We start from the raw sequence: 18,919 nt of genomic DNA, 5'->3' as shown, positions 1-18,919 counted from the left end.
TTCGAACCTTTTCATTGGCGAGTCGGATGAATCACTTAGCGCTGTTTCCTAATGTTAAAGTTGAGGAGCACCTTTTTGAGATTCTTATTGGAAAACAGAGAAATGGAAAAATTGTTTAATAAATTCGATACTCCTTGCCAGAGTGAATTAGAATTTGTTAACCATTTCGTGGCAGCTTTCAAATCACGTAGCGTGTTCGGTATCGTGTAGGGGGCCAGACCACCTTTCGGCGGCGGTAAAGGGGATAATTATGCGGGTACTTCTAATCGAGGATGACAGCGCGACAGCGCAGAGCATCGAGTTGATGCTTAAATCAGAGAGTTTTAATGTTTATACCACCGATCTCGGTGAAGAAGGCGTCGATCTGGGCAAGCTGTATGATTATGATATCATCCTTCTCGATCTGAACCTGCCCGACATGTCCGGATATGAAGTGCTTCGCACTCTCCGACTGTCCAAGGTCAAGACGCCCATCCTTATTCTGTCGGGCATGGCCGGCATCGAAGACAAGGTTCGCGGCCTCGGTTTCGGCGCTGACGACTACATGACCAAGCCGTTCCACAAGGACGAGCTCGTCGCCCGCATCCACGCCATTGTCCGCCGCTCCAAGGGCCACGCCCAGTCGGTCATCATGACCGGCGAGCTGATCGTCAACCTCGATGCCAAGACTGTCGAAGTCGGCGGCCAGCGCGTCCACCTGACGGGCAAGGAATATCAGATGCTGGAGCTGCTTTCGCTCCGCAAGGGCACCACCCTCACCAAGGAAATGTTCCTGAACCACCTCTACGGCGGCATGGACGAGCCGGAACTGAAGATCATCGACGTCTTCATCTGCAAGCTTCGCAAGAAGCTCGCCAACGCTGCCGGCGGCGCCAACTACATCGAGACCGTCTGGGGCCGTGGTTACGTTCTTCGCGAGCCGGACGGTGCCGAATACGCCGAAACCGCCTGATATTTTTTCCGATCCCCTTATCGGATAAACGAAGATCCCGCCTTTTCGGCGGGATTTTTCGTTTCTGCCTGCGCAATAAGAATCCGCCCTCACCTCAGGCCGGATCGACCTGAAACCCTCTGTTCTTTCGATCTAGGAAATAGCGTGGGGCGGCCGAAACCGCTTGCACGCGGCATCATGCTCCAGCGATGCCGATATCGGCGGAAAGAGATCGGCCTGTCAGGCGGCGATCGCGCGGTTTCCGAAAACGGCGGTCAGGATCTTGCGATCGAACGGCTTCAGCAGGAAGTCGGTGGCCCCGGCCCGTTTGCCCGCCATCAGTTTCTTCAGATCCGCCTCGACGACGCAGTAATAGATCTTGACCTCTTTGCCGCCCTCCATGGCACGGATGGCAGCGATGAGGTCGAGGGCGCCTTCCATGCCTGAATCGACGATCAGATATTCCGGCAGCTCCGCCTGGCAGCGCTGCAGCGCCTCGCCGGCGTTGGAGGCCTCGCTGACGAGAAAGTCGAGTTCGGAGAGAATGCGCTTGCCGACCTTGCGGACGATGTCCGAATTATCGGTGATCATGAACCTTTGCATGGCCGCTCCTTTGCCCCCGCATTCGTCGCAGCAAGAGGCCTCTTACAACCCTGGAGAATAGGTCCATCAGGCTAACGAATCGTTACCGGACGAGGCGCCGACACAGGTCCCCGCCCCGAAATCAGGCTGCCGCAGCCACTGCCGTGAACACCAGTTCATCGGCGCTGGCGCTGTGATCAAGCGTCATTCCGCACTCCTGCGCCAGAAGCACGGTGTAATAGGGCTGGATCGAATGGGCATCGATCGCTTCCTCGATAGTGCCGGTCGATATCTCGACGAACTTCGGCGGCAGGCGCATCAACTTGCCTTTGGACGTGAGCTTGAACCTGGCATCGAACTCAGGATTTTCGAGCGTTACCTCGAGCACGCCGCCGCGCGGAATGGCGGAATAGGCAACGAGGAAGAGGTTGAGCAGCAGCTTGACACGGTTCTTGGCGACGATCGCGCGCGGTCCGTTCCAGATCACCTCGGTCTTCTTCTCGGCGACGGCGAAATCCTTGGCTGCACGCTCGGCCTCGCCGGTGTCGATCGAGGCGCCGACGGAACCCGACGCGCCGAAGGCGAGGCGTGCGAATTTCAGGCGGACGGAAGCATTGAGCGCGCTGGTGCGGATCAGGTCCATCGCATCGGCATCGGCGCCGCCTTCATCCAGGAGCTCCAGCCCGTTATTGATCGCGCCGACCGGCGAGATGACATCGTGGCAAACGCGGCTGCAAAGAAGCGCGGCCAGATCCGGGCCGGACAGGGTGAGATTGGGGTTCTTGGACATCATTGTCTCCTGATGGGCGGCAATTTCATTGCGCCCGGAATATGCTTCATCAAAATTGCGCGAAGTTTGCGATCGTACTCGGTGCCATAATGACACCATATTTGGTAAACCGATTGTTAAGATCATCGGCGCAAAATGCACCAATCGCCGCGAGCGGTTGCCCGCTCTCAGCCAAACGACGAACGGATGACACCATGCGCCCTCAATTTCCGCACCGATTCATCGGCTTCTGCAGGTTACTTTCGGCCCTCATCTTCTCCTCGCTGATGGTTGCCGGGCCGGCTGCCGCCCAGGACAACGGCCAGTACACGATGCAGGAAATCGTCGACGCCGGCCACTCCTTCTTCGGCTCCGCCAGCGGCGGACTTGCCAAAGTGGTCGAGAGTGCCTTTCAGAAATACGGCCTGCCGAACGGCTATATCCTCGGACAGGAAGGCGGCGGCGCCTTCATCGCCGGCCTTACCTATGGCGAAGGCCAGTTGAACACCAAAAACGCCGGCGAACATAATCTCTACTGGCAAGGCCCCTCGCTCGGCCTCGATTACGGCGGCCAGGGCTCGCGCGTGATGATGCTGGTCTACGACCTGCCCTCCGTCAACGGCATCTATGCCCGCTTCGGCGGTGTCAGCGGCTCGGCCTATGTGATCGCCGGCTTCGGCATGACGCTGCTCAAGAACAACGACGTGCTGGTCGTGCCGATCCGCACCGGCGTCGGTGCTCGCCTCGGCGTCAATGTCGGCTATCTCAAGATCACCCAGGCGCCGACCTGGAACCCCTTCTGAGGCCGCAAAGCCGCTGGAATCTGCCGCCGTCCCCACCGGCGGCCTTGCCATGCGCGTCACGCGTGCTTAATCATCGCGGCTGACCTCGTATCAACCTTCTTACCGATGGCCGCGCCGTGATCGAATATGCTCTCTTGTTCGGATTGGGCTTCCTGACCGCGGCCTTCCTCGTCTTTCTGGTCTCGCCCGCCGTTCACCGCCGCATCGTCTGGTATACCGAGAACCGGCTGAAAGCGACGATGCCGCTGAGCCCGCAGGAGGTTCGCGCCCAGAAAGACATGGTGCGCGCGCTCTATGCCGCCGAAAACGCCCGCACCGCCCAGGACCTTTTGCGTGAGCGCGAGAAATCCCTGTCGTTCCAGCTTCGCCACGACGCCCTCGCCGTCGATGCCGGCAGGCTTGCAGCCGAGATCGGCGAATTGCAGGCCCAGATCGGCGAGATGCATGTCGAGGCGGCCGACCAGCGCTCGCATCTGCGCAAGGACGAGAACTATATCAGCCAGTTGAAGACCAATCTGCATATTGCCGAGCAGTCCGCTGCCAACAAGGAGAGCGAACTGGCGACGATGCGGACGCGGCTGAACAAGCTCGGTGAACAGGCCGATGGGCTGAGAATAGACCTGGCCGCGCGCGAGACCGAGGCGGAGAGCCTGAAATTCCGTGTCAACGCGCTGCGCGACGAACGCGACACACTGCGCCAGGACGTCAGCCTGCTGCAGAAGCGCGCCAAGGATGCCGAACAGAAACTGACGCAGCAGCAGCATATGGTGATCCGCCTGGAGGATAAGGCCGCCCGCGAGAGCGCTACCGCCACAGAAAAGGAAAACCTGGTCGCTCGCCGCCAGCAGGAGATCGCCAAGTTGAAGGAGCAGTTGAAGGCCGCCAACGCCGAGATCCGCAAGGTCAACCGGGTGCTGCGCGACGCCGGCCTTGCCGGGATGGTCGCGGAGCTGCCGGCGGAAATGACGGCCGAAGACACGACCGCGTCTGCGCTCGACACCGCCGTCGTCACGGCTGAAATCGGCGAAGATGTCCGCAAGCGCAGCGCCGCCCTGGCCGAGCGCCTGCAAAAGGCAAAAGCCGTAGCCGGACGCGATGGTGCGATCCGCGAGGAGATCGCCTCGATCGCAGCCAATATGGTGGCGCTGACCGCCCTGAACGAGGGTCCCTCCTCGCCGATCCGCACGCTGCTCGTCGATGCTGCGGAAAAGAACCCGAACGATCGTGTCAGCCTTGCCGACAGGGTAACCGCGATCCTCGCCGATCCCCCGCGCGCCTGATAGGACGCGCGAGAGGATGTGCGTTAGACCCGGCCCATCGCGGAGGCCATGGAAAACAGCGCGATCCCCGTCGCCGTCGCGGCATTGAGGCTATCGAGTTCCTCCGACTGTGGAATGCGCGCGCTCTGGAACCGCACAAGCAGCGCCTCCGGCAATCCCTCGCCTTCGGTACCGACGACGAGCGCCATGCGCGTCGAGGCCGGAATGGCGCGGATATCGGTCTTGCCGTGCGGTGAAAGCGTCCAGATGGCAAAGCCCCGTTCGGCAAGCGCCACGAGTACATCGAGCGCCTTGCCGCCGCGACGGTGCGGAACGCTCAGCACCGAACCGACCGAGACACGCAGCGCCTTGCGGTAGAGTGGATCACAGGAGGTTTCGTCGAGCAGCACCGCATCCGCCCGGAAGGCGGCCGCATTGCGGAACATCGAGCCGGCGTTGTCGTGATTGGAAATGCCGCAGCCGACGAGCACCAGCGCCCGTTCCGGCAGCGCGTCGAGAAGTGCCGCCTCCCCGCGGTCCTGTCGCCGGCCGAGCGCGAGAACGCCGCGATGCAGATGGAAACCGACGACGCCATCGAGCACATCCGCTCCGGCGACATAGACCGGCACATCGGCCGGAAACCGCTCCAGGATGGGCAGGACGCCCTCGACGCGGTTGCGCAGCAACAGAATTTTCTCGGCGAAAAAGCCGCGGCCCGCCGCATGCGCCTCGGCGAGCATGCGCAGCACGACGGTGCCTTCGGCGATGAAGCGGTTCTCTCGGCCTGTCAGGTCGCGCTCGCGGATCTCGCGGAATTCAGCGACGCGCGGATCGTCGGCGCTGTCGATGTCGATCGGGACGACGGCCATGCCGGCCTCAATTGCCCGTAACAGTGACGTCGGCGACGGTGCGGCCGGTCTTGAGATCGTAGACCAGCGCCTTGTTCTTGCCCTCGACCGTTTCGCCGTAGAACAGAAGCTGCCCTGCCGAAAACGAGGTGGACTGCACCTTGAAGCCGAGCGGCAGGGAAACGGTTGCCGCAAGCGGCGCATCCGAGGGTACGCCGGAGGCGGTAACAGCGGACGCCGTCTCCTTCGGCTCGCTGTGCATCACCTTGTAGACAACCGCGCCGAAGACCGCCATAAGGCTCACGAACATGATGGCGCCGGAAACGATCTGCAGGCGGACCATCTTGCGCCGGACACTTTCCATCGCCGGATCAAGGGGCTTCTCTTCCTGGTCGTCTGGCTCGATTGCTGTCATCTGTGCGTCCCGTTCTAAAAAATACGTCGGAGAAGAAGCGTCTTGAGCGACCCCTTTAAACAAGCAGCCGGCAATAGAAAAGTCCTGACCGCCGATGAAACTGCCGAAGGCCGGTTGGACGCCTGGCTGACGGCGCAGGTCGGCGAGGAATTTTCGCGCAGCCGCATCAAGGCGCTGATCAAGGACGGCCAGGTTTTTCTGCGCGGCGAACCCGTCACCGACCCGCAGCGCAAGGTGCGCACCGGCGACAGTTTCGAACTCACGCTGCCCGAGCCGGAGGACCCGACGCCGCAGGGCGAGGACATCCCGCTCGATATCCTCCATGAGGACGACGACGTCATCGTCATCTCCAAGCCTTCCGGCCTCGTCGTCCATCCCGGCGCCGGCAACTGGACCGGGACGCTGGTCAACGCGCTGATCCACCATTGCAGCGATACGCTCTCCGGCATCGGCGGCGTGCGCCGCCCCGGCATCGTCCACCGTCTCGACAAGGACACGACAGGCGTCATGGTCGTCGCCAAGAACGACATTGCCCATCGCCACCTGTCGCTGCAATTTGCCGACCATGGCCGCACCATGTCGCTGGAGCGGGCCTACCAGGCAGTCGTCTGGGGCCGGCCGCGCACGCTGTCGGGCACGGTCGACGCGCCGCTTGGCCGCGCCACCGGCGACCGCACGCGCCGCGCCGTCAAACGCCCCGACAGTCAGGACGCCGACGAGGCGATCACGCACTACCAGGTGATTGAGCGCTTCCATGAGAAGCCGGACGCCACCGCGTTCGCCTCGCTGGTGGAGTGCCACCTCGAAACCGGCCGCACCCACCAGATCCGTGTCCACATGGCCCATATCGGCCATCCGCTGCTCGGCGACACGGTTTACGGCGCCGGCTTCAAGACCAAGGCCAATCTCCTGCCCGAAGAGATCCGCAATGTCGTCAACGGTTTCGGCCGCCAGGCGCTGCATGCCTTCATGCTGCAGTTCGAGCATCCCCGCACCGGCGAAATCATGCATTTCGAGGTGCCGCTGCCGGATGATATGGTCGAACTGGTCGAAGCGCTGCGGCGATAAAGCCGGGCTCCGAATGCCGCCTGCCCAACTCACACCTGCGTGAGCGGCACCTTGAACCGCCGTTTCGCCACACTTATCTGTATATTGACTTAGTGCGGGCTCGGAGAGAGCCGCACGTCCCGGTTTGCCTTTTTTAACGCGAGGATGCGTTTCCATCGGGAACCGGAATTCACTTTAGGAGGGTGCACTATGGCCCGAAATACCTTGCCGTCCATTACCGCCGGTGAAGCCGGTCTCAATCGTTACCTCGACGAAATCCGCAAGTTCCCGATGCTGGAGCCGCAGCAGGAATACATGCTCGCCAAGCGTTATGCCGAGCATGGCGACCGCGATGCCGCCCACAAGCTCGTCACCAGCCACCTTCGCCTCGTCGCGAAGATCGCGATGGGTTATCGCGGCTACGGCCTGCCGATCGGCGAAGTCGTCTCCGAAGGCAATGTCGGCCTGATGCAGGCCGTCAAGAAATTCGATGCCGAGCGCGGCTTCCGCCTCGCCACCTACGCCATGTGGTGGATCAAGGCCTCGATCCAGGAATATATCCTGCGTTCGTGGTCGCTGGTGAAGATGGGCACGACCGCCAACCAGAAGCGCCTATTCTTCAACCTGCGCCGGCTGAAAGGCCGCATCCAGGCAATCGATGACGGCGACCTGAAGCCGGAGCACGTCTCAGAGATCGCCACCAAGCTGAAGGTCTCGGAGGAGGAGGTCATTTCGATGAACCGCCGCCTCTCCGGCGACGCCTCGCTGAACGCGCCGATCAAGGCGGCCGAAGGTGACGGCGGTCAATGGCAGGATTGGCTGGTGGACGACCATGACAGCCAGGAAGACGTGCTGATCGAACAGGATGAGCTCGACACCCGCCGGCGCATGCTGGCGAAAGCGATGAGCGTGCTGAACGAGCGTGAACGCCGCATCTTTGAGGCTCGCCGCCTCGCCGAGGATCCAGTGACCCTGGAAGACCTTTCGACCGAATTCGACATCAGTCGCGAACGCGTTCGCCAGATCGAGGTCCGCGCCTTCGAAAAGGTGCAGGACGCCGTCCGCAAGGAAGCTCTGGAACGCGCCAAGGCCGTCCGGGTCGTCGAAGCCACGGCATAAACCTGTCGCGTGATACAATTGAAGAAGGCGGGTCCTTGCGGCCCGCCTTTTCTGTTTCATTCATCTTTGTCCGCAGCCTCAGCACCCCCGCCCCGATTCGGGAGCGCTGGTTTTGCGGAAACCGTCACTGGCTCGTCGACACGTCCCCGAGCGCGGTCCATTCCTTGATCGCGGTATTGAAGGCGTCCGTTCCCGTACCGCCCTTCTCCATCGTCAGCAGCGCGCGGCGGCCGTTGCGGTAGGTGATCGGAATATCGATCCAGTTGCGGGTCGACATCAGGTCGAGATTGGCCTTGCGCGCATCAGGATAGTCGTTGAGCGCGATCATGTGGAAATCGTCGGTGATCTTGGCCGGAACCGCGATCAGCGCGTCGCCGCGGTCCTGCTCCGTGCGCTTCATCGAAATGCGCTGGACGCTGTCGATGCTGCCGCCCTCGAAATTCGGCGGCACCGAGAAGACGATCTCGACGAGATGGCTTGCCGGCAGCGACGGATCGGAATTGCGCTTGAAGGTAACGAGAGCCGAGAGATTGCGCTCGGGAACCGTGACATTGCCCTGCACCGTCGCCTCCTGCCGGCCATCCTGGCCGGCCTCGTGCTGCACGCTCCAGACGACCGATCCCTCGATCGCCGTTGGCGAGCTCTGGCCGATGCGCTCCTCATAGAGGAACATCTTTTGCGACGAACCGACAGGCGCGGTCTGCGGCGGCGATGCCACAGGGCCGTTCGACGTCCGCGTGTCGGCGGGTGCCGCATCGCCCTGCGCGCTGGCAGGCGGCGTATCGGCTGCCGCGACATTCTGTTCGGCGACCGATTTTCCTTCCGCGGTCGGCGTTCCCGGCACCGTCGCCGGTCCGCTGTCGACCTCGGTTCCATCGGTCAGCAGCCGCTGGGTGAATTTCGAATTGGTCGCAGCGCCGTCATTGTTCATTGACGCTACCTGCGGGTTCGGCTGCGCCGGCGCCGCGGGCGTATTTTGCGCTCCTGGTGCGGTCGGCTGGGCTGGCGTCACCGCGCCCGGCTGGGCAGGCGTCGCCGCGCCATCCGGCGGCGTTGCCGCCTCGTTCCTGGTCGCCTGCGACGGTGCCGAGCTGACGAGCCCGTCGACCATCGCCACCAGCGCCTCTCTGTTCGTCCAGCCGGCATAGGCACCGCCACCGATCAGGATGAGTGCGAAGATGAGCGTGATCACGGTGCCGATGCCGAAGCGGCGGCGCTTCGGCTCCATACGGAAGCTCTTGCCCTGCAGCTTGGAGGCAACCATCTGATCGATATCCATCGACGGATTGGCGTCATCGTCATCAGCGGCGACAGAGCCGCGGCGGTCGTAGCCGCGCAGCGCTTTCGCCTCTCGCCAGTCCTCGCTCGGTGCGCCGCTAGCAGGCGCCGGCTTGCCGTTGTGGACTTCCGCGAAGATATCGACATCGTCGAAATGAGAGGCAACCGGCGTCTTCTTATTGTTGCCGGCCTCGATCGGCGGCAGATCGTCGAAGGCGGCCGTCTCCCAGGAAAAACTTTCCTTGGCGGCCGGCATGACGGCCGCGGGCGCCACTTTTTCGAGGCTCGATATCACCTCCTCAAAGGCGCGCGCGGAGGCATCGGCAGTAATCGGCGCCGGCGCCGTCTCCGAATATTGCCGGAGTTCCTCTTCCGCCCATTCGGTCTCCGCATCCTTGGGCGCCGGAGCCGGCGTTTCGGCAACGGGCTCGGTCCAGACGGGGTCGAAATGCGCAGCAGCTTCGGCCTGCAACGGCTCCTCGCGGCTGTGCTCGACGAACTCCTGCGAACGATCGAAATCGGCTACGGGCTCCACCAGGCGGTTGGATGCGTGGTCTATGCCGCGGGTGATCGGCTGCAACGGCTCGACGAGCACGTAAGCCTCCTCGACCTCCGGCTCCTCGCTTTCCACCGCCGCAGGTTCGTCCGCAATCTCGTCGGCTTCCAGGGGATGCTGCTCGTCGGCATGCTGTTCGTCGGCTTGCTCGTCGCGATGCCCGGCGGGTGGCGCTTGCCAGCCGTCATGTTCGGCCGGCACGTCTTCGCCAGCGGCGTCGCGCGCCTCGCTGGCATGCCATTCCTCGGCCGGCGCTTCCTCCTCCTGCGAGGGATGCCAGTATGTCTCGGCCGGACCGGATGTCTCCGGCGAAACCGGTGTCTCTGCGAAAACAGGGGTTTCCGCGGGAACGGATGTTTCAGGGGAAACGAGTGTTTCCTGGGAAAGAGGCTCCTCGGTGGTGACCTCTTCCTCAGCCTCCTCCGGCGCGGCGGCTTCCACGTGATCGGGCTCGCCGGCGGCCTCGGCCGCCTGCGGTTCCGCATAGGCTTGGTAGACCGGTTCCTCGACAGCCGTCTCCGGCGCTGACGCCGGTTCGCTTGCGTCGGGAACCGCTTGTTCTTCGAAGGATTCCGACGCGGTGACGGCCGCAACCGGCTCGTCGAGCGGCATCGCCTCGGAGTGTTCGCCTTCCACCTCGCGGATGGCAGCCTCGAGCTTTTCGAGCTGGCGTTGCAGCATGGCTTCCGGCGGACGCGGCTTCATGTTCTCGAGCTGCCGCTGCACTGCGCCGCGGGCACGTTCGTAGACTTTCACCCGCATCTCGGGGGTATTTTCAGCCAGGCCGTCGACGGCCCGCCGAATGACTGCAATAAAATCCGCCATCAGTACTTTCTCAAGAAGTCCGGCACTCTACCGAACCATCCTCCACAGTGACCCGTGAGCTTAATCCTCAAACGGATCGGTCACAAGTATCGTGTCATCCCGCTCCGGGCTGGTGGAAAGGAGCGCGACAGGCGCCCCGATCAGCTCTTCGACCTGGCGAACATATTTGATCGCCTGTGCCGGCAGATCCGCCCAACTGCGGGCGCCGACGGTCGATTCCTTCCATCCCTCCAGGGTGACGTAGATCGGTTCGACCCTAGCTTGCGCTCCCTGGCTTGCGGGAAGATGATCAATCTGTTCGCCGTCGAGCATGTAGCCGACGCAGATCTTCAATTCCTCGAGACCGTCGAGCACGTCGAGCTTGGTCAGGGCTATGCCCGTGATGCCGTTGGTGGCGACCGACTGGCGTACGAGTGCGGCGTCGAACCAGCCGCAGCGGCGCTTACGCCCCGTCACAGTACCGAACTCATGCCCCTTCTCGCCCAGGAACTGGCCAATTTCGTCGGTGAGCTCGGTCGGGAACGGGCCTTCGCCGACGCGCGTCGTATAGGCCTTGGTGATGCCGAGGATATAACCGAGCGAGCCGGGTCCCATGCCTGAACCGGCTGCCGCCTGGCCGGCCACCGTGTTCGAGGAGGTGACGAAGGGATAGGTGCCGTGATCGATATCGAGCAGGCTGCCCTGCGCGCCTTCAAAGAGGATGCGAGCACCCTTGCGGCGCTGCTTGTCGAGGAAAAGCCAGACCGTATCACGGAAAGGCAGCACCCGATCGGCGATCGAGGTCAGCTCGTCCATGATCGCCTGGTGGCTGACTTCGGCAACGCCGAGGCCGCGGCGAAGCGCATTGTGATGCGTCAGAATACGGTCGACCTTGCCGGAAAGACTCTCGAGATCGGCAAGATCCATGACGCGGATGGCGCGGCGGCCGACCTTGTCTTCATAGGCCGGGCCGATGCCGCGGCGCGTCGTGCCGATCTTGGTGCCGCTGTTCGACGCCGCATCCTCGCGCATCGCGTCGAGCTCGCGGTGCAGCGACAGGATGAGCGTCGCATTGTCGGCAATGCGCAGATTGTCAGGCGTAACCGTCACGCCCTGCGCCTCCAGCCGGCCGATCTCGGCGATCAGCGCATGCGGATCGACGACGACGCCGTTGCCGATGACGGCCATCTTGCCCGGGCGCACGACGCCGGACGGCAGCAGCGAGAGCTTATAGCTCGTGCCGTCGATGACGAGCGTATGGCCGGCATTGTGTCCGCCCTGATAGCGCACAACGATATCCGCACGCTCCGAAAGCCAGTCGACAATCTTGCCCTTGCCTTCGTCACCCCATTGCGAACCGACCACGACTACGTTCGTCATCCAACTCTTCCTGTTACCGGCGCGGAACCGCGCACCTGCTCAAACCCGCGCATCTATAAAGCTTTGTTTTTTGGAAAGCGACCCTGTTGTCACAGTAGATTGGGCTTTTTACGTGACAAATCAGCAGCCGACAGGCTATTTCCCATCACAAAACGCCGCTCGGCGATCGCGGAAAGACGGGAAGAACGCTCTTGCAAGCCACGGCCTATATCTGCCTCGTTATCGCCACCCTCTGCTGGGGCGGTAACTCTGTCGCCGGCAAACTCGCGCTCGGGCATATCAGCCCGATGATGCTGACCTTCCTGCGCTGGTTCCTCGCCGTGGCGATGATCGCCGTGATTTCAGTACCGCAACTGCGGAAGGACTGGCCGGTAGTGAGGAAGAACCTGCCGCTTCTCCTCTTCTACGGCGTCATCGGCTACACCCTTTTCAACGCTATGCTTTATTCGGCCGTGCAATATACGACGGCGATCAACGTCGCCATCGAGCAGGCCGGCATCCCGATGCTGATCTTCCTGCTGAATTTCATGTTCTTCCGTACCGGCATCTCGCTGGCGCAATGTCTCGGCTTCGGCATGACGCTGATCGGCATCGCTCTGACCGCCGCGCATGGCGACCTCGCAACGCTGCTGCAACTCAGCCTCAACCGCGGCGACGGGCTGATGCTGATCGCCATTGCCGCCTATTCGGTCTACACGATCTTCCTGCGCTGGAAGCCGCCGCTCGACTGGCGCACGCTGATGGCGGTGCCGGCGCTCGGCGCCATGCTGACCTCGCTGCCGCTGCTCCTTTGGGAGGCGGGCCGCGGTGCCGCGCAGTGGCCGGACCAGGCCGGCTGGGTCATCACTCTCTACACGGCAATCTTCCCCTCGCTGGTGGCGCAGATCCTCTATATCAAGGGCGTCGTGGCCATCGGCGCCAACCGGGCCGGCTTGTTCATCAATCTCGTGCCGGTGTTCGGAACGCTGCTTTCCGTCGCCCTGATCGGCGAGCAGCTGCAGTCCTTCCATGTGATCGCGCTGGTGCTGACCTTGGGCGGCATCGCAATCGCCGAAAAGGGCCGGCCGAAAGCTTCGGCTCCAACCGTGCCCGCCACACCCGTGGATAAAGCCTTTCCTGGTCAGGAAAGGCTTTAACCGAGTTCCAGCGTCGTCACGCCGAAGACGTGCTTCAGCGGGATGGCCGGTGCCGGTCCGCGATACATGCGTGTCGTCTCGAACACCGGTTGAAGGCCGATGCCTTCGGCAAGCGCGACCGCCTCGCGGTTCTCCTCAGGGATATCGATAAATATCGCGGCCCCCTTCGCCTCGGGGATTAACTCGGCAAGCAGCGCCGCGGCGCTGTCGGCATCGTTGGCAAAGAGCGGGCCGATCTTGTAGCCCTCGTAGCAGCGGCGGATCGTGCCGTAGCCGCGGATCTTGTGGCTCTTGCGCACCACCGCCGAACGGCGGCCCTTGCGGCCGGTGCACCAGGCGGCGAGAAAGGCATCCCGCGGCTGCGGAAAGATCGCCGTATCATAACGCTGCAGGCCTTCGAGGCGTGAATCCAGCACCGATTGCGCGACAAGCGTCGAGATAGGCAAGGAAGTAGCGACACCACCGTAACGAATGGTGGAATAGGCGGGTTCGAAGCCGGCCTTGCGGTAGTTGTCCTGCTGTGCGGCGACGCCGTCGAGACCGATCGTGCGGTCTCCCGCGCTGGCGATGCCCGTCGCCCAGATCGCCTTGCCGTAACCCTTGCCGCGAAAATCAGGATGGACGATGTAGAGGCCAAGGAAGGCAAAAGTGTCGCCATATTTGACGACCGAGATCGAACCGACGGGGACTTCACCGATGGAGCCGACGAAAAATCCCGACGGATCGGCCTCGCTGAATGCAAGCGAATCGTCGAGGCCAGGGTTCCAGCCTTCCTGACGCGCCCATTCGAGCACGAGTTCCAGTTCGCCGGGCCGCATCGAACGAACGGCAAATTCCGAATTCATGCAACTTTCCCAGATTGAATGTCCCGCAAGTCAATCCCGGCAACGGCAAAGCAATTGTCAGGCCCCAGTTCCCCGATTGCACCTGCGAACAATGGAGAGCCGCGCTCATGGAATTGACGACGCGTATAATCATTTTTCGATGCAATACAGAAAGCTTCGTTTCCGCATTACCATGAAACAATGCCGTTGCAAGCTCAAGAAAATTACTTGCGCCTCAATTATCTTCCAGCCGTTGCGAATAAAAAGCCGCGCCGAAAAGATATCGCCTGCCAATTTGAAAGACGAGAGAAGCATTCATCCGAAATCACCTCCGCAACGCGGCAAAAAACGGGAGCGACGACCGTCGCCCGCGGAAGGATCACCGGCCGTTCAGTTGCCCATCGCGGTCTTCTGCTTTTCGATTCGGCTCGTCATCGATGAGAAAAGACGGTCCGTCTCGGCCGCCGGTGCGGGATAACCGAACGCATAACCCTGCAGACCGTCGCAGCCGAGCTGCGCCAGCACGACGGCATGCGCCTCGGTCTCGATGCCCTCGGCGATCACCTCGACGTCGAGTGCCTTGGCGATTTCCACGATCGAACCCACCACGCGCCGCTGCTCGGCGGAAGTGACGACCTCGGTGACGAGCTGCCGGTCGATCTTCAGCCGCTTCGGCCGCAGTTTGACGAGGCCGATCAGCGAAGCATGGCCGGATCCGAAGTCGTCGATCTCGATGTCGATGCCCATCTGTTTGATATCGCCGATATGATCGAGCAGTTTTTCGTCGCTGTCGTCGAGGAAAATCGTCTCGACCAGTTCGAAGACGATCACGCCGGGCGGGATATCGAGTCTCCTCAGCTTGTCGAGCAACGCCGGATCGGCAAGGCGCGACGCCGAGATATTGACGGCGATGCGTGGAACCGCAAGGCCGCGCAACAGCCAGAACAGCCTGTCTTCGAGAACGCTTTTGAGGATCGCCGCATCGATCTCCGCCGCAAGTCCGTGCTCGTCGGCGATCTTCAGGAATAGGCCGGGGGCGAGCACGCCCTTCTCGGGATGTTTCCAGCGCGCCAGCGCCTCGAAGCCGATGACCTCCCGCGTCCGGGCGTCGAGCTGCACCTGATAATAGGGAAGGATCTCGCCGCGCTCCAGCCCGAGCTTCAGCTCTTCGGCGAGGCGACGCTTGGCGCGCAGATCCTCCTGCAATTGCCACGTGAAGAATTCGACGCGGTTGCGCCCGAGCTTCTTGGCCTGGTAGAGCGCCAGGTCGGATTCGGCCAGCAGATTGCGCGCCCGCCGATCGCCGCTCCAGGAAACACCGATCGAGGCGCCGGATTGCAGCATCTCCTGGCCGAAGCGGATCTTCTTCCTGAGCCGGCGCTGGACGTCCTCGGTGATCTGCTTCAGCTCAGCGAGATCGGTGAAATTGACCAGCACGATGACGAATTCATCGCCGCCGACACGGGCGACCATGCCATTCGCAGGAATGGCAGCGGTGATGCGAAGGGCCGCGGCTCTGAGCACGGCGTCGCCTGCCGCATGACCGTGGCTGTCGTTGATCTGCTTGAACTGGTCGAGGTCGAGATGCAGCACGCCAAGCGTCGTGATGCTCTTGTCGGCCGGCAGCTCCGCCAGCCGCTTGTCGAGAAGGCGCCGATTCGGCAGGCCGGTGAGATAGTCGTGATCGGCGACATGCTCGATGCGCGCATTGCTTTCTTCCAGCGCCAGCGCCCTCGCCTCGGCCACCACCTTCTGCCGCGCAAGTTCCGCGTTGAGCAATACGTCGGCCGTCACATCCCATTCGGCGCCGATGAAGGAGGGCAGCCCCCCCGCATCGACATAGAAATGCGCGCGCGAACGCAGATGGCGGATTTCGCCGCTCGGCAATACGATCCGGAATTGTGAGTTATAGGCGCCGCGCGTCGCGATCGCCTGCTCGAAGTCGCGTTCCGCCCGCTCGCGATCATCGGGATGGATGGCATTCGACCAAAGCGATGCCGGCACCAGCCGACAGGTCTCGCCGGTCTCGTAGAGACGATGCATCTGCGCATCCCACAAGATCCCGTCCTGCTCGATGCTGTGCTCCCAGACACCGATCCGGGATGCATCGAGAGCGAGTTCGAGCCGACGCAGAAGATCCTGAAACTCGTGTTCGGATCGTGTGGCTTTTTTCTCTGGCAACGCGGTCCCAGCCTTAGAAGCTTGCATAACGGCAATATGGTCTCAAGCCGGCATTAATGAAGCCTTGTCCTGATGACCGAACTAGTGACTAGGTGAACTGTTCGTTACGAACTTTCCCCTTTTGGATCAAAGGACTTGCAGTCTGCGGCAGCTTCAAGATCAGTGGTTGTGCCGCGGCGGGTTTTTTGCGATCTGGCGGAATTCCGTCGCTCCCTCCAGAACCGCGCCGTCCGACAATTGCGTAACCGAGCGGCGATAGATCTGCTGCCATGGCGTCGCATCCGCCGGCACTGGCGGGATGCCATCGCCCTTGCGCCGTTCGATCTCGGCGTCCTCGACCAACATGTCGCAGCGCCCGTGGTTGAAGTCGATGCGGATGATATCGCCGGTACGAAGCCAGGCGAGGCCGCCGCCGGCAGCACTTTCCGGAGAGGCGTTGAGGATCGAGGGACTGTCCGCCGTACCCGATTGGCGGCCGTCGCCGATCGTCGGCAGGCTGCGGATGCCGCGCTTCAGCAGATGATCCGGCGGCTGCATGTTGACGACCTCAGCTGAACCCGGCCAGCCGATCGGTCCGGCGCCGCGGATGACCAGGATGGTATTTTCGTCGATGCCGAGTTCGGGATCGTTGATGCGCTTGTGATAGTCCTCGGAACCGTCGAAGACCACCGCCCTGCCCTCGAAGACGCCTTGGCGCCCGGGTTCCTCAAGATAACGCCGGCGGAAATCCTCCGAGACCACGCTCATCTTCATGATCGCGAAATCGAAGAGATTGCCCTTGAGAACGAGGAAGCCAGCCCGCTCCTTCAGCGGTTCAGCGAACGGCGTGATGACCTCACGGTCACACGCTTCCTTGCCCTCTAGATTCTCGGCCATCGTCCTGCCCGTCACCGTGCGACAGTTGCCATCGAGCTTTCCGGCCTGCAGCAGTTCCCACATGATCGCCGGTGTGCCGCCGGCGCGATGGAAGCGCTCACCGAGATAGGCGCCCGCCGGCTGGACATTGGCCAGCAGCGGGATATCGAAGCCATGCACCTGCCAGTCGTCGGGATAGAGTTCGACGCCGGCGTGCTTCGCCATCGCGGCCAGATGCGGCTGCGCGTTGGTCGAGCCGCCGATCGCCGAATTGGTGCGGATCGCATTCAGGAAAGCCTCGCGCGTCAGGATGTCCGACGGCTTCAGATCCTCGAACACGATTTCGACGGCGCGTCGCCCGGTGCGGTAGGCCATCTGGCCGCGTTCGCGGTAAGCGGCCGGAATGGCGCCACAGCCGGTCAGCGAAAGGCCGAGCGCCTCGGCCAGCGCATTCATCGTCGAAGCGGTGCCCATCGTATTGCAGTGGCCGACGGAAGGCGCAGAATCGAGCGCCGCCTGCAGGAATTCCTCCCGATCGATCTCGCCTGCTGCATATTTCCGCCGCATCCGCCAGATCACCGTGCCGGAACCCGCCAGCTCCCCCTCGTGCCAACCGTCGAGCATCGGGCCGCCGGAGAGCACGATCGCCGGGATATCGACCGTCGAAGCCGCCATGATCGCTGAAGGCGTGGTCTTGTCGCAGCCGGTGGTCAGCACGACACCGTCGAGCGGATAGCCGTAGAGGATTTCGACGAGGCCGAGATAGGCGAGATTGCGGTCGAGTGCGGCCGTCGGCCGCTTGCAATTCTCGAAGATCGGATGTGTCGGAAACTCGATCGGAATGCCGCCGGCATCGCGAATGCCGTCGCGCACGCGCTTGGCAAGCTCGACATGCACCCTGTTGCAGGGCGTAAGATCACTGCCGCTCTGGGCGATCCCGATGATCGGCTTGCCGGAGCGCAGCTCTTCCGGCGTAATGCCGTAATTCATGAAGCGCTCGAGATAGAGCGCTGCCATGTCGATATGATCGGGATTGTCGAACCAGTCCTGCGAACGTAGGCGCCGCTTCGGCGAATGGCTGTCCGTCACTTCTTTCCTCCCGACCGGGCATTCTTCTCTTCGAGATGGAGGAGCAGGCCGCTGTGATCCTTTTCGCCATTGCCATTGGCGACGAATTCGCTGAATTCGGCATGTACCGCCGCAGTCAGCGGCAGCGTCAGTGACAGGGTCTTGGCCGCCTCCATGGCGGCGTTCAAATCCTTCAACTGGTTGCTGGACGAACCGCCTGCGGTAAACTGCCGCTCGACCATGCGCTTGCCGTGCAGTTCGAGGATACGGCTCTCGGCAAAGCCGCCGCGAATGGCGTCCCGGAAGGCCGCCTGCGAGCCGCCGCCCGCTTCGATCAGCATCATCGCTTCGGCGACGGCGCCGATCGTCACCGCGACGATCTGCTGGTTGGCAAGCTTGGCAAGCTGGCCCGCCCCACTTGGACCAACGCGGGTCGCGCGCCCCATCGGCGCAAAGACATCGGCAAGCCCGGCGACCACGTCCTTGTCGCCGCCCGCCATGATCGCGAGGCTACCGGCTTCCGCACCGACGACGCCGCCTGATACCGGCGCATCGACATGATGGATGCCGCGGTCGGCAAGCCTCGCCGAATGGTCGCGGGCGAAATGCGGGGCAATCGAACTCATGTCGATGACGGTAGCGCCAGGCGCCATCGCATCGGCCGCTCCGCGGTCGAATAACACGTCCTTCACCGCCTCGGCGTTGGTCAGCATGGTGATGACGACGTCGGCGCCCGAAACGGCATCCGCCGGCATTTTCGCATAGACCGCGCCGTCTCCCGCAAGCGCCTCGGCCTTGCTGGGATCGCGATTCCAAACGGTGACGGCAAAGCCCGCGCCAAGCAGCCGGCGAGCCATCGGCGCGCCCATCAGGCCGGTGCCGAGAAAGGCGATCCGCCTGCCGTCATGACCTTCTCTCGAACTCGTCATTCAGTCCTCCCAACTGTTGTCCGTCTTTGATAGTCCCCTCGCCCATCGTTGCAAACCGTTTTGCCGGACGTAACGCATTTTTGTCATATGCGCTGCAGGGCGTCGCCCGAAGGCCGCGCACACTTCGGCCTTATG

At 62.5% G+C, this 18,919-nt stretch carries 16 protein-coding genes; 6 read left to right on the top strand and 10 right to left on the bottom strand.

The features are described 5' to 3' along the window. Positions 1-250 precede the first annotated feature (250 nt). Positions 251-952 (top strand): response regulator transcription factor CtrA, encoded by a 702-nt coding sequence (ctrA, locus tag B5P46_RS27475; RefSeq protein WP_003542362.1) that lies wholly within the window; start codon positions 251-253, stop codon positions 950-952. 219 nt (positions 953-1,171) lie between these two features. Here the strand turns inward: ctrA and B5P46_RS27470 are convergent, their stop codons facing one another. Together B5P46_RS27470 and chpT are read right to left on the bottom strand one after the other, a co-directional pair. After that, positions 1,172-1,534, bottom strand: a complete 363-nt coding sequence (locus B5P46_RS27470; RefSeq protein WP_003542364.1) for a response regulator — start codon at positions 1,532-1,534, stop codon at positions 1,172-1,174. Positions 1,535-1,655: 121 nt separating this feature from the next. Next, positions 1,656-2,303, bottom strand: a complete 648-nt coding sequence (gene chpT / locus B5P46_RS27465) for a histidine phosphotransferase ChpT (protein WP_129421674.1) — start codon at positions 2,301-2,303, stop codon at positions 1,656-1,658. A gap of 194 nt (positions 2,304-2,497) precedes the next feature. On the opposite strand from chpT, the gene B5P46_RS27460 reads away from it, so the two are divergent. Both B5P46_RS27460 and B5P46_RS27455 read left to right on the top strand, forming a co-directional pair. Beyond that, a complete protein-coding gene (locus tag B5P46_RS27460) occupies positions 2,498-3,085 on the top strand; it encodes a DUF1134 domain-containing protein (protein WP_003542368.1) in 588 nt (195 codons plus the stop codon). Positions 3,086-3,201: 116 nt separating this feature from the next. After that, entirely contained in the window at positions 3,202-4,365 is a 1,164-nt protein-coding gene (locus tag B5P46_RS27455; RefSeq protein ID WP_129421500.1) for a hypothetical protein, read from the top strand. Positions 4,366-4,388: 23 nt separating this feature from the next. Here B5P46_RS27455 and B5P46_RS27450 read toward each other — a convergent pair whose 3' ends face one another. Continuing rightward, positions 4,389-5,213, bottom strand: a complete 825-nt coding sequence (locus B5P46_RS27450; protein WP_129421499.1) for a TrmH family RNA methyltransferase — start codon at positions 5,211-5,213, stop codon at positions 4,389-4,391. Between the two features lie 7 nt (positions 5,214-5,220). Then, a complete protein-coding gene (locus tag B5P46_RS27445) occupies positions 5,221-5,607 on the bottom strand; it encodes a hypothetical protein (RefSeq protein ID WP_129421498.1) in 387 nt (128 codons plus the stop codon). Positions 5,608-5,649: 42 nt separating this feature from the next. On the opposite strand from B5P46_RS27445, the gene B5P46_RS27440 reads away from it, so the two are divergent. Continuing rightward, complete coding sequence (locus B5P46_RS27440; RefSeq protein ID WP_129421497.1) at positions 5,650-6,675, top strand: RluA family pseudouridine synthase; 1,026 nt, start codon at positions 5,650-5,652, stop codon at positions 6,673-6,675. 189 nt (positions 6,676-6,864) lie between these two features. Next, positions 6,865-7,773: an RNA polymerase sigma factor RpoH gene (rpoH, locus tag B5P46_RS27435; protein ID WP_003561986.1), complete on the top strand. Its 909-nt coding sequence runs from the start codon at positions 6,865-6,867 to the stop codon at positions 7,771-7,773. A gap of 124 nt (positions 7,774-7,897) precedes the next feature. On the opposite strand, the gene B5P46_RS27430 is transcribed toward rpoH, so the two are convergent. Continuing rightward, positions 7,898-10,432: a hypothetical protein gene (locus B5P46_RS27430; RefSeq protein ID WP_129421496.1), complete on the bottom strand. Its 2,535-nt coding sequence runs from the start codon at positions 10,430-10,432 to the stop codon at positions 7,898-7,900. Between the two features lie 60 nt (positions 10,433-10,492). After that, positions 10,493-11,791, bottom strand: coding sequence for an adenylosuccinate synthase (locus B5P46_RS27425; RefSeq protein WP_129421495.1), 1,299 nt, complete (start codon positions 11,789-11,791; stop codon positions 10,493-10,495). A gap of 191 nt (positions 11,792-11,982) precedes the next feature. Here B5P46_RS27425 and B5P46_RS27420 point away from each other — a divergent pair, with 191 nt between their 5' ends. After that, positions 11,983-12,927, top strand: coding sequence for a DMT family transporter (locus B5P46_RS27420; protein WP_129421494.1), 945 nt, complete (start codon positions 11,983-11,985; stop codon positions 12,925-12,927). Here the strand turns inward: B5P46_RS27420 and B5P46_RS27415 are convergent. The 4 genes from B5P46_RS27415 to B5P46_RS27400 all read right to left on the bottom strand — a co-directional run bounded on the left by B5P46_RS27415 (position 12,924) and on the right by B5P46_RS27400 (position 18,784). Continuing rightward, positions 12,924-13,772 (bottom strand): GNAT family N-acetyltransferase, encoded by an 849-nt coding sequence (locus B5P46_RS27415; protein ID WP_129421493.1) that lies wholly within the window; start codon positions 13,770-13,772, stop codon positions 12,924-12,926. The two genes, B5P46_RS27420 and B5P46_RS27415, sit on opposite strands and share 4 nt — an antisense overlap. A gap of 369 nt (positions 13,773-14,141) precedes the next feature. Then, entirely contained in the window at positions 14,142-15,959 is a 1,818-nt protein-coding gene (locus B5P46_RS27410; protein ID WP_129421492.1) for a putative bifunctional diguanylate cyclase/phosphodiesterase, read from the bottom strand. 132 nt (positions 15,960-16,091) lie between these two features. Beyond that, positions 16,092-17,876, bottom strand: coding sequence for an IlvD/Edd family dehydratase (locus B5P46_RS27405; protein ID WP_129421491.1), 1,785 nt, complete (start codon positions 17,874-17,876; stop codon positions 16,092-16,094). After that, positions 17,873-18,784 carry an NAD(P)-dependent oxidoreductase gene (locus B5P46_RS27400; RefSeq protein WP_129421490.1) on the bottom strand — a complete coding sequence of 304 codons (912 nt, stop codon included), beginning with the start codon at positions 18,782-18,784 and terminating at the stop codon, positions 17,873-17,875. The genes B5P46_RS27405 and B5P46_RS27400 overlap by 4 nt, the downstream gene beginning before the upstream one ends. Between the last annotated feature and the right edge of the window lie 135 nt (positions 18,785-18,919).

Source organism: Rhizobium leguminosarum, assembly GCF_004123835.1.
Lineage (GTDB): Bacteria > Pseudomonadota > Alphaproteobacteria > Rhizobiales > Rhizobiaceae > Rhizobium > Rhizobium leguminosarum_M.
This window is presented reverse-complemented; position numbering and strand designations above follow the sequence as displayed.

Excerpts from the sequence above, each read along its gene's own strand:
- B5P46_RS27430 (WP_129421496.1), bottom strand. The coding sequence starts at position 10,432 with ATGGCGGATTTTATTGCAGTCATTCGGCGGGCCGTCGACGGCCTGGCT.
- B5P46_RS27450 (WP_129421499.1), bottom strand. The coding sequence starts at position 5,213 with ATGGCCGTCGTCCCGATCGACATCGACAGCGCCGACGATCCGCGCGTC.
- B5P46_RS27425 (WP_129421495.1), bottom strand. The coding sequence starts at position 11,791 with ATGACGAACGTAGTCGTGGTCGGTTCGCAATGGGGTGACGAAGGCAAG.
- B5P46_RS27410 (WP_129421492.1), bottom strand. The coding sequence starts at position 15,959 with ATGCAAGCTTCTAAGGCTGGGACCGCGTTGCCAGAGAAAAAAGCCACA.
- chpT (WP_129421674.1), bottom strand. The coding sequence starts at position 2,303 with ATGTCCAAGAACCCCAATCTCACCCTGTCCGGCCCGGATCTGGCCGCG.
- B5P46_RS27460 (WP_003542368.1), top strand. The coding sequence starts at position 2,498 with ATGCGCCCTCAATTTCCGCACCGATTCATCGGCTTCTGCAGGTTACTT.
- ctrA (WP_003542362.1), top strand. The coding sequence starts at position 251 with ATGCGGGTACTTCTAATCGAGGATGACAGCGCGACAGCGCAGAGCATC.
- rpoH (WP_003561986.1), top strand. The coding sequence starts at position 6,865 with ATGGCCCGAAATACCTTGCCGTCCATTACCGCCGGTGAAGCCGGTCTC.
- B5P46_RS27415 (WP_129421493.1), bottom strand. The coding sequence starts at position 13,772 with ATGAATTCGGAATTTGCCGTTCGTTCGATGCGGCCCGGCGAACTGGAA.
- B5P46_RS27400 (WP_129421490.1), bottom strand. The coding sequence starts at position 18,784 with ATGACGAGTTCGAGAGAAGGTCATGACGGCAGGCGGATCGCCTTTCTC.
- B5P46_RS27470 (WP_003542364.1), bottom strand. The coding sequence starts at position 1,534 with ATGCAAAGGTTCATGATCACCGATAATTCGGACATCGTCCGCAAGGTC.
- B5P46_RS27445 (WP_129421498.1), bottom strand. The coding sequence starts at position 5,607 with ATGACAGCAATCGAGCCAGACGACCAGGAAGAGAAGCCCCTTGATCCG.